This is a genomic window from Longimicrobiales bacterium (assembly GCA_035764935.1).
Lineage (GTDB): Bacteria > Gemmatimonadota > Gemmatimonadetes > Longimicrobiales > RSA9 > DASTYK01.
Map to the genome: position 1 here is coordinate 1 of DASTYK010000032.1, position 9,262 is coordinate 9,262.

Annotated in this window: 7 protein-coding genes; 1 reads left to right on the forward strand and 6 read right to left on the reverse strand. The window is 70.7% G+C overall.

Annotated elements, in window-relative coordinates; genetic code table 11:
- The 5 genes from VFU06_02345 to VFU06_02365 all read right to left on the reverse strand — a co-directional run.
- The coding region (locus VFU06_02345) for a TonB-dependent receptor (protein ID HEU5208227.1) at window positions 1-1,946 on the reverse strand (1,946 nt) is incomplete at its 3' end.
- 457 nt (window positions 1,947-2,403) lie between these two features.
- Window positions 2,404-2,871 (reverse strand): NAD(P)H-binding protein, encoded by a 468-nt coding sequence (locus VFU06_02350; GenBank protein HEU5208228.1) that lies wholly within the window; start codon window positions 2,869-2,871, stop codon window positions 2,404-2,406.
- 38 nt (window positions 2,872-2,909) lie between these two features.
- On the reverse strand, window positions 2,910-3,614 hold the full coding sequence (locus VFU06_02355) for a hypothetical protein (protein ID HEU5208229.1): 705 nt from the start codon (window positions 3,612-3,614) through the stop codon (window positions 2,910-2,912).
- Between the two features lie 251 nt (window positions 3,615-3,865).
- Window positions 3,866-6,814: a BTAD domain-containing putative transcriptional regulator gene (locus tag VFU06_02360; protein HEU5208230.1), complete on the reverse strand. Its 2,949-nt coding sequence runs from the start codon at window positions 6,812-6,814 to the stop codon at window positions 3,866-3,868.
- A gap of 108 nt (window positions 6,815-6,922) precedes the next feature.
- Window positions 6,923-7,861, reverse strand: a complete 939-nt coding sequence (locus VFU06_02365) for a LysR family transcriptional regulator (GenBank protein ID HEU5208231.1) — start codon at window positions 7,859-7,861, stop codon at window positions 6,923-6,925.
- Between the two features lie 91 nt (window positions 7,862-7,952).
- Here VFU06_02365 and VFU06_02370 point away from each other — a divergent pair, with 91 nt between their 5' ends.
- The gene (locus VFU06_02370) at window positions 7,953-8,672 is read left to right on the forward strand and encodes a hypothetical protein (GenBank protein ID HEU5208232.1); all 720 of its coding nucleotides are present in this window, start codon (window positions 7,953-7,955) and stop codon (window positions 8,670-8,672) included.
- A 52-nt stretch (window positions 8,673-8,724) separates the two neighbouring features.
- Here VFU06_02370 and VFU06_02375 read toward each other — a convergent pair.
- The coding region (locus VFU06_02375; GenBank protein ID HEU5208233.1) for a hypothetical protein at window positions 8,725-9,262 on the reverse strand (538 nt) is incomplete at its 5' end.

Genomic DNA, 9,262 nt, shown 5'->3' on the forward strand with positions numbered 1-9,262 from the left:
CCGTCCAGCGGCGCCCAGACGTCCGTGATCCACCGCCCGTCCGGCTCGCGCGCCGGCAGCACCAGCGGATCGTGCCGCGTCTGGCGGGTGTCGAATATGTTCTCCGCATTCAGGAAGACGCGCACCGGCCCGAACCGGCGCTCGGCCAGGAAGCCGACGATGACGTAGCGGGGCGACGTCGCGCGGTAGGGGTTCTCGTCCAGCGTCTGCCGGCCGGTGAAGTAGAACTCCGCACCGATACGACCGCGTCCTTCCTGCTCCAGTGCGGCGACCACGCCGATCGCGTGTCGTGGCGTGAGCGGGACCTCGCGGCGTGCATCCGATTCCGGTGCCGCGTCCGGGTCCGGCTCGGTCGAGCGCGTGTACACGTGCGTCGCGGTGACGTGCACGCCCTCGCGGTGGAAGCGCGCGAGCAGCTCGGTGCCCCAGGTGCGTACGGGCGACGTCGCATTGAACAGTTCCAGCAGCGACGGATCCGCCTCCGACGTGCGTGCCTGCACCGCGTCCTCGATGCGTGAGCCGAACAGCGTCGCGTTGAACTCGAAGGGACCGCGCGTGTGGCCGACGTCGAGCGAGACCGTCTGCGCACGCTCCGCGTCGAGCTCGCCCCAGCCGGTGATGCGGGCGAGGCCGATCGCTTCTGCCTCCTCGATCCACGGCGTCGGCGCGAAGAAGCCCGTGCCACCCGACGCGCGTATGCTCCAGTCCTCGGCCGGGCGAACGAGCGCGGAGAGGCGCGGGCTGAGGAAGGCGCCGTACTCGTTGTGGTGGTCGACGCGTGCGCTCGCGGAGAGCGTGAGCCAGCGCGCGGCGTCGAATTCGTCCTGCACGAACAGGCCCGGCACGGCGTAGGAGTAGTCGAAGCCGGCGACGTCGTCCGCGTCGTAGCGCTCGTACTGCAGCGCCGCGCCGAGCACCCAGGTGTGCGCGCCGCTCGTCGCCGACAGCGCCGTCTCGGCAAAGCCGGTCGCATGCCGGTCCCGCTCACGCGCCACGCCGAAGCGGTGCTCGTGCCGCTGCAGCGTGCCGGAGCCGCGCACGCTGAGCAGGCGCGATCCGCCGAGCAGCACGCGTGCGACGATGCCCGCGTCGGCGCGTCGCGTATCGAGTGCTTCTGCGTGGGTCGTGCCCGCGGGCGTGGTGCCGTCGTCGGTGGTGCCGCCCTCGCGCTCCTCGATCATGCCGCCCGCGGTCAGCAGCACGCTCGCGCCGCGCTCGTTGTTCCAGAACACGCGCGGCCGGATCACGCCCCGGCGGAACGACGGCAGGTCGGCCCAGCCGTCCTCGTCCACGTCCGCAGTGGACTGCCGGTGTCCGCTCGCCAGCAGCGTGTATCCCCACGAGTCTCCCAGCTCCTGGGAGGTCCACAGGATCGCGTCCGTTCCGCCCAGCGTGCTCTGGTTCAACAGCAGTTCGCGCTCGCGCTCTTCGTGCGGCCGGCGCGAGATCAGGTTCACGACGCCACCGAGCGCGGACGCGCCGTACAGCGCCGACGCCGCGCCCTTGATCACCTCGACCTGCGCCAGGTCCATGGGCGGGATCTGCAGCGGGCCGAGCGCGCTGGTCTGCCCGCCGAAGAGCGGCAGCCCGTCCGACAGGATCTGCGTGTAGCGGCCGCGCAGCCCCTGGATCCGCACGCTCGCACCCCCCAGCGACGGCGCCGTCGGCTGCACGCGCAGTCCGGCGGTCTCGTTCAGCAGCATCGCGATGTCGCCGGGCGTCATGAGGAGCTTCTCCTCGATCTCCTCGCGCCCCACGACCTCGACGCGGATCGGCTCGTCCTCGATGCGCCGCTCCGCGCGTGTGCTCGTCACCAGGATCGCCTCGTGCTCGATGACGGTGTCGGGCGGCGTCGCTTGCGCGTGCAGCATGCGCGGCGCGGCGAGCGCGGGGAGCGCAGCGCCGACGAGGAGGGCAAGGGCAGTGGGGTGGCGCAGAATCATCATTCGGTCGGTCCGTGCGATTGGTGCAGGCGGCGGCGGTGGCGGCCGCGGTCGCCGTGCCTTCTGGCGGCGGCAACGGCGGCCGCGGTGGCGGCCTGGACCTGGTGCGGGAGGCGGTGCCAGTGTCGACCGGCGTCGCCGCCACGGATATCGGCTGGAATGTAGCAGGCAACGTTGCTCGCGTCCCGTGCGCCGGCGACGTGTGCAACGTTGCCTTTGATAATCAGAGCCAATGTTGCTCGCATTGGATCGGCCCGCGACGCGTGCAACGTTGCCTTTGATTATCGAAGCCAATGTTGCTCGCGTTCGGGAAACGGCGGATGCGCGCAACGTTGCCTTTGAAGAACGAGGAGGAAAGGGCAGGAGCTGCGCTCGCAGCGCGTCGCAAGGCGACGTGCGGGCGGGCAGGGACCGGACAGACCGGACAGACCGGACAGACCGGACAGCGCAGACAGACCGTTCAGCGCGCGAACACGCCCGCGACCACCTCCGGCTCCGCCGCGTCACCCTCGACGCCGCGTGTCACGACGTCGATCCGGACCCCCAGGGACAGCGCGTACTCCGCCGCCTCTCCCGCAAGCTCGGATCCGGAATGTTCGTTTGCGCCCTCCAGGATCAGCGCGACGCGGCCGACGCCGGCATCCGCGACCGCGTCCAGCAGTGCGAGCACCGGTGGCAGCGCTGCCGGTGCACAGCCGACCACGCCCCAGCACCCCGCCATCGCCTGTCGCAGGCTTTCGAAATCATTCGAGTCCCCGCGGACGATCTCGACGTCCGGCGTTGCAGCGAACCGCGCGGGCGCTCCGTGATCGTGCGGCACCATCACGCGCACCGCGAAGCCGCCGTGACGCCGGAGCGCTTCGACGATGCGCACGCCGGCGTCACTGCACGCGCGGGTCACCAGCACGACAGGCCGAAGCTCGTTCATCGTTCGCCCTCCAGTGCCGGTGACCCGCCTGACTGCACTCAGTGGCCGTGCGCCGCGCCCTTGTGGCTCGCGCAGCTCACGTCGGGGTTGAACTGTGCGAAGGTGCCGCGCGGATTCTCGCGGTAGAGCCACACGTGCAGGTCATAGTGCGGAGCGAAGCGGTGCGCCTCGTCCAGCTCGGTCGCGGGGTCGTCCACCATCAGGTTGTAGGGCTGACCCATGAATGCGGGCGGCTCGGTGTTGCCCGCCGCCTTCCACGCCTCCAGGAAGACCAGGTTCTCGACGGCGACGAGCTCGAGCGAACCGTCGGCCTGCGGCTCGTAGATGAGCACGCCCGGCTGGAGGAAGTCGGTGTGCGTGCTGCTGCCGTCCACGCGCGGGTTGGGCGGCGCGGTGATGCCGAGCCGGCCGGGGTGGGCGAAATGGATGCCCATGGCGCCGTCGCTGGCCGGGCGGCCCATCATGTCGGCGGTCTCGCAGACGTCGAACGGGTCGCGCATGTAGCCGTCCGCGATCGCGACGTCGACGTCCTGGTACTTCATCGTCGCAGCGCGCACCTGCGCGAGCGCCGAGTCCATCGCAGCGCTGAGCGCCGGCGCATCGGGCGTCGCCTCCGGCGACGTCCTGCCGTCTGACTCCGCAGCGTCCGCCGTGGTGCACGCCGCCGCCAGTCCGAGCACACCCAGGGCGACCAGCCTCCGCGCCGTCCGACCACGCCGCACCTGCCGCATATCGCTTCGCATCGTTGTCCTCCATGCTGATGTTGGGTTCAGGAATGGGGTCGCGGCCCCATCTGCGTGGAAGGATGGCCGGAGGGCGATTACAGGCCGCTTACAGGCGGGAACGCATGGGCGGACGGATGACGGATTCCGGGGCAGGCGACAGCCCGGTCTCGAAGCACGAGGGGGGTCGCGCTCGCGCGAGCCGCGTGCCTCGTGTCCTCGTGTCTCGCCGCCCGGCAGCCCGGCAGCCCGGCGGGAGCGGCACGCCCCGCTCAGGCCGACTGCTGCAGCTCCCGGTACAGCGCCGCCGTGTCGCTGGACGGCTTCGTCCCGAGCTGCTCGCCCATCAGGCGCGCGACGTTCTCGTACAGCCGGATCGCTTCGACGCGCTGGCCCGCCATGGCATAGCAGGTCATGAGCGCACGGCAGGCGGGCTCGTCCAGAGGCTCGACCGCCAGCAGTGCACGGAACGCATCCGCCGCCTCGGCCGGCCTGCGCTCCTCCATGCGATGCGCACCGAGTGCGCGCAACCCGTCCCGGTAAAGGCGCTGCAGCTCGTCGCGCACCGGCAGGTGCCAGTCGCCGACCAGCTCACCGGCGAGGAAATCGCCACGATAGAGCTGCAGTGCTGCGGCCAGCGCATCGGCGTCGCTGCTGCGCTGTCGGAGGTATGCGTTCACACCGTCGCGGAACGTGCGGACGTCGAATGCGACGCGCAGCGCGGGATCGATGCGGTACCGGTCGCCGGCAATCGTGATCCAGTCGTGCTGCCCGAGCGCGCGACGCAGGCGGTGCAGCGTGACGTGGAACGCGTTCTTGACCTGCACTGCGGACGACTCGGGCCAGAACTCGAGTCCCACCTGCTCACGCGTGCAGCCATCGGCATGACAGAGCAGGAGCAGCAGCAGCTCGCGGGGTTTGCTCGACCCGAATGCGTCACCGGCCAGTGGCTCGCCGCGCACGCGCACCTCGAGCGGTCCGAGTGCGCGGACGTCGAGCTCGGGCGGTGACGTATCCGTCGCCGGTCGCGCGCGCTCATGGACCGCAGGGCCATAACCGGCCACGACGCGGTCCGGATCCATGGATTCTGGACGAGTCCCGTGTCCGCCGGCCGTGATCATGCGCACCGCATCCGCCGCCGGCATTGCCTCTCCCGCCGCGTACGCAGCAGCGAACGCCTGCTCACCCATTGCACCCACGGCAGCCTCGCGGAGCCGCGCGTGCTGCACCAGCTCGAGCGGCGTCGGCGCGATGCCGCTGCGCATGCGCAGCCGGTCGGTCACGCCGAGCAGGCGTGCGGCGCCTGGCGGATCGCCGCGGCGGTAGAACAGCAGCGACGCGGTGTCGAGGGCCTGCACGAGTCCCCAGCGCTCGTCGTGACGAAGGTGGCTCGTCGCACTCTCCTCCAGGCATGCGTGCGCCGCGTCCAGCTCGTCCTGCAGTACGAGCACGCGCGCGAGCGCGGCGAGCGGGTAGGCGATGGTCGGGTGCGAGCCCCACGCACGTGCGACATCGACAGCGGTCTGGTAGCAGGTGCGTGCGAATGCGACGTCGCCGCCGGCGAGTGCGACGGTGCCGCGCCAGTACCGGCCGAATGCGTAGAGCAGCGCGCGCGGGTAATCGTCGTGCGGAATGTCGGCGGGGCTGCCGAGCGCCGCTTCCGCCTCGTCGAACAGGCGGAACGCGCCGGCCGCATCGCCGCCCATGCCTGCGGCAATGCCGAAGCCGATCAGTGCAAACGCGCGATCTGTGCTGCGCTCGGTTTCGCGCAGCAGCTCGACCGCTGCGCCGAGCGGTGGCAGCACGGCGGCAGCATCGCCCGTCCAGAGTGCAGTGAAGCCGAGCGTTGTGAGCGCGCGGCCGCGGATGTGCGGCGGTGCGTCGGGCGCACGCTCGAGCGCGCGCTGGAGCATGCGACGCGGCTCGTCGAACTGGCCGTGTGCGAAGTCGTACCAGAGGAGTGCGGCGCCGAGCTGGAGCGCGAGGGTCGCGCGCGCGGCGTCGGCATCGCACCACGCCATTGCCGCGCGCAGGTTGCCGTGCTCCCGCTCGACGCGCGCCATCCATGGCATGCCGCGCGCGCCGCCGAGGATGTGCGGCTCCGCCAGCTCTGCGAACTCCACGAAGAACTCCGCGTGGCGCGTCCGCATCCGTTCCGTCTCACCGGATTGCTCCAGCTTCTGCCACGCATACTGCCGCACCGTTTCGAGCAATGTGAACCGCGCCTCGCCCTGCGCCTCACGCGCGGTGACGAGCGAGCGGTCGACCAGCGCCTCCAGCAGGTCGAGCACGTGCTCGGCAGGAACGGCATCGTCTCCGGCGACGCGTTCGGCAGCCTCGAGAGTGAAGCCACCGGTGAACACGGCAAGGCGCGCGAGCAGCCGACGCTCGTCGTCCGTGAGCAGTGCATGACTCCAGTCGATCAGCGCGCGCAGCGTGCGATGACGCGGCAGCCGCTGCGTCGACGTCGTCGACAGCACGCTCAGCATGGAATCCAGTCGTGCGGCAAGCTGCGGTGGTGGCAGCGTGCGCACGCGTGCTGCAGCCAGCTCGATCGCGAGCGGCAGGCCGTCGAGGCGCCTGCAGACGTGCAGGACCGCGGCGGTGTTCGACGCCGTGAGGGCGAAGCCGGGCTGCACGTCTGCGGCGCGCTGCACGAAGAGCTGCACCGCGGGAGATGCAGCCGCGTGCTCGTCGTCTTCGGGCAGCGCGAGCGGCGGGACGACCCACGCCTTCTCGCCAGTGATGCCGAGCGCCTGGCGACTGGTCGTGAGGATGCGTGTGCCCGGACAGGCGCGCAGCAGGGATTCGACCAGTGCCGCGGACGCATCGAGCACGTGCTCACAGTTGTCCAGCACCAGCAGCACGGCGCTGGCATCGAGCAGGTCGATGAGTGTGGCCTCCGGCGGGCGGCCGGGCTGCTCGCATGCGCCGAGCACACCCGCCACGTGCGGCGCGACGGCTGCCGGATCGTCGAGCGCGGCGAGGTCGATCCATGCGACGGCGCCCGCGTAGCGGCGTCGCATGGCAGTGCCGACGGCCGCAGCCAGCCGCGTCTTGCCGGTGCCGCCCGCACCGACCAGCGACACCAGGCGCGCCTCGCGGAACAGTGCGCACACGCGCGCGATGTCCGCCTCACGGCCGAGTACCGGCGTCAGGTAGTGAGGCAGCTCCGCCGTATCGGGAAACCCGACGACGCGGGCGCGGGGGGCGGGCGGCATTTCGTCCTTGCTCGGGAGAAGCGTCGAAGCGACGCACGCCAAGAGTGGTTCGACGGCACGAGTGGCGTCAAGGAGCGTGGGGCAGGGTCAGTGAGCCGCCCCGACGGGTCAGCGCTGGCGGGCGCCCTCGACCAGCTCGAGCAGCCGCCGGACTCGCGGCCGGACCTCGCCACCCGCACGCGTCACGAGGTACACCGTGTTCCAGCATCGTCGTCCCGACGCCGCGTACAGCACCTCCACCTCGCCACGCTCGCTCGCCGCGGCGGCCGAATCGCGCGGGACCACAGAGAGCCCCACCCCCGCGGCGACGAAGTCGATCACTTCCTCCAGCTCCGTGAAGCGGGCGCGGCTGCGTACGTGCTGCGGCTGCGCGCCGAAGCTCGCGTCGAACCAGCGGCCGAACACGTAATCGCACTCCTCGTACGTGACGAAGGAAAAGCGTGCGAGCGAATCGGCGGCCTCGAGGGGCGCGACACGCACCTCGGCGGCAACCGGGGGCGCCGCCACCAGCACGAGCTCCTCGTCGTAGGCGGGCAGGTACGTCAGCGCACTGGTGACCAGGCGCTTGTACACGAACGCTGCGTCGTAGCTGCCGGCCTCCAGTCGCTCGAGGATCGCATCCGCAGCGTCGTATTCCAGGATGAGCTCCAGCCCGCCGGTCGAGGACGCCTCCTGCCAGAGCGATCGCAGCGCGGGCATCAGGACGTACCGGCCGAAGCCGCTCGCGGAGCCGAGCCGCAGCGGCTCGAGATGCTCACCGGCACGACAGTCGGCGCGCACGCGCTCGAGCTGCGCGAACGTCGAGTCCGCGAAACGCAGCACGCGACGGCCTTCCGCTGTCAGGACCAGCGCGCGGCCTCCCCGCTCGAGCAGCCGCGCACCTAGCCTGTCCTCCAGCTTCCGCACCTGGTAGGACACCGCCGGCTGCGTGCAGCCGAGCCGCGCGGCGGCCGCGGTGAAGCTGCCTTCCGCACATACCGCCCGGAACGCCGCCAGGTATGGCAGCTCAGGAGCCGTCGGGTCGTGCAGGCCGCCTCCGTCAGTCATAAATATGCCTTATTGAGTTGATAAGACTCGGTCGTCTGCTTTATAGCTAAGCCGGTTCTGACCGATGCACCAGATCAGGAGGAAGAGGCAGATGGGTCGAGCATGGCCGGTCCTGGCGATGCTGCTGCTTGCCCCGGTCGGGCGGGCAGCAGCCCAGGGAGACGGAGGGATCCTGTACGCGTACCGCCCCCATGCGGGTGCGCGCGCGGAGTTCGACGCGGGTTACCGCGCCCACCTGGCGTGGCACCGGGAAAAGGCGGACTCGCTGCCCTGGTACGGATGGGACGTGATCGCGGGTCGGCGCATGGGCGAGTTCATCGACGGCACCTTCGGGATCGGTTTCGCGGCGCTGGACCGGCGCGTGGACCCGGCGGGTGATGCGGCGCACGCAGCGTCGTCGTTCGCCCCTCACGCGACCGCAACGGCGCGCTGGCTGGTGCGGCTGCGGCGGGAGCTGAGCACGGCGACGTCGCTCGAGGACCGTTCACCGTCGGCGCTGCTGCAGGTGGTCACGTACCACGTTTCACCGGGGCAGCGTGCCGCCTTCGAGGACGTGCTGAACGTGGTTCGCCGGTCGGCCGGGCTCGCGCCGTATGCCGTCTACGAGTGCGTGGTCGGCACGAGCGACGTCGCGTACATGGTCGCCGTCGAACGCAGCGGGTTCGGCTCGTTCGATGCCGCGGATCGCGATCCGACGCATGCGATTGATGGTGCTCTGGCAGGATCGGCGGTGCCGGTGGTGCAGGCCGAAAGCGAGCTGTGGCGGCTCCGTCGGGATCTCACGCTGCTGCCGGAGCGGGCAGGGCGCTGACGAGGGATCGTCAGGCCCTGCCGCGGCATAGTCCGAACTGTTCGCGGGCCGCCTAGTGGATCCGGATGTCGTCGTAGTAGCGCTGCTCGTGCGAGCCCGGCCCGTTCTCCCTGCCTTCGAAGAAGAACCGGACGGTCTGACCTGCCCAGGGGGCGATCGAAACACTGACCTCCTCCCAGGAAAGATCGGGCGCGCTGCCGCTCGTGCTGGTCCAGTCGATCAGCGTGTGTGTTGCACCGCCGGCATCGACCAGTCGGATGCGGTAGTCGCTGCCCGAGCCGTTGCGGTTGTGTGGCGACGTCAGGAACGACAGCATCGATGCGGATGCGGGAATCTCGATGTCGCGCTCGATCCAGGCGTTGGGCCGCCCGCCGCCGCCGGTGCCGTCCAGCTTGACGCACCCCTCCTCGCGATCGTCGCCGCACCATTCCTGCCACTCGGAGGTGCCCCAGCCCTCGTCCTCGTCGTAGCTCTCCTCGATCGTGCCCGGTTCCCACCCCTCCAGCTCGCTGTCGAAGGTGAAGAGGATCTCCTCGTCGTTGGGCGCAACCCACACTTCGACCGGCTCCGACGCGACGATGTCCGCGCCG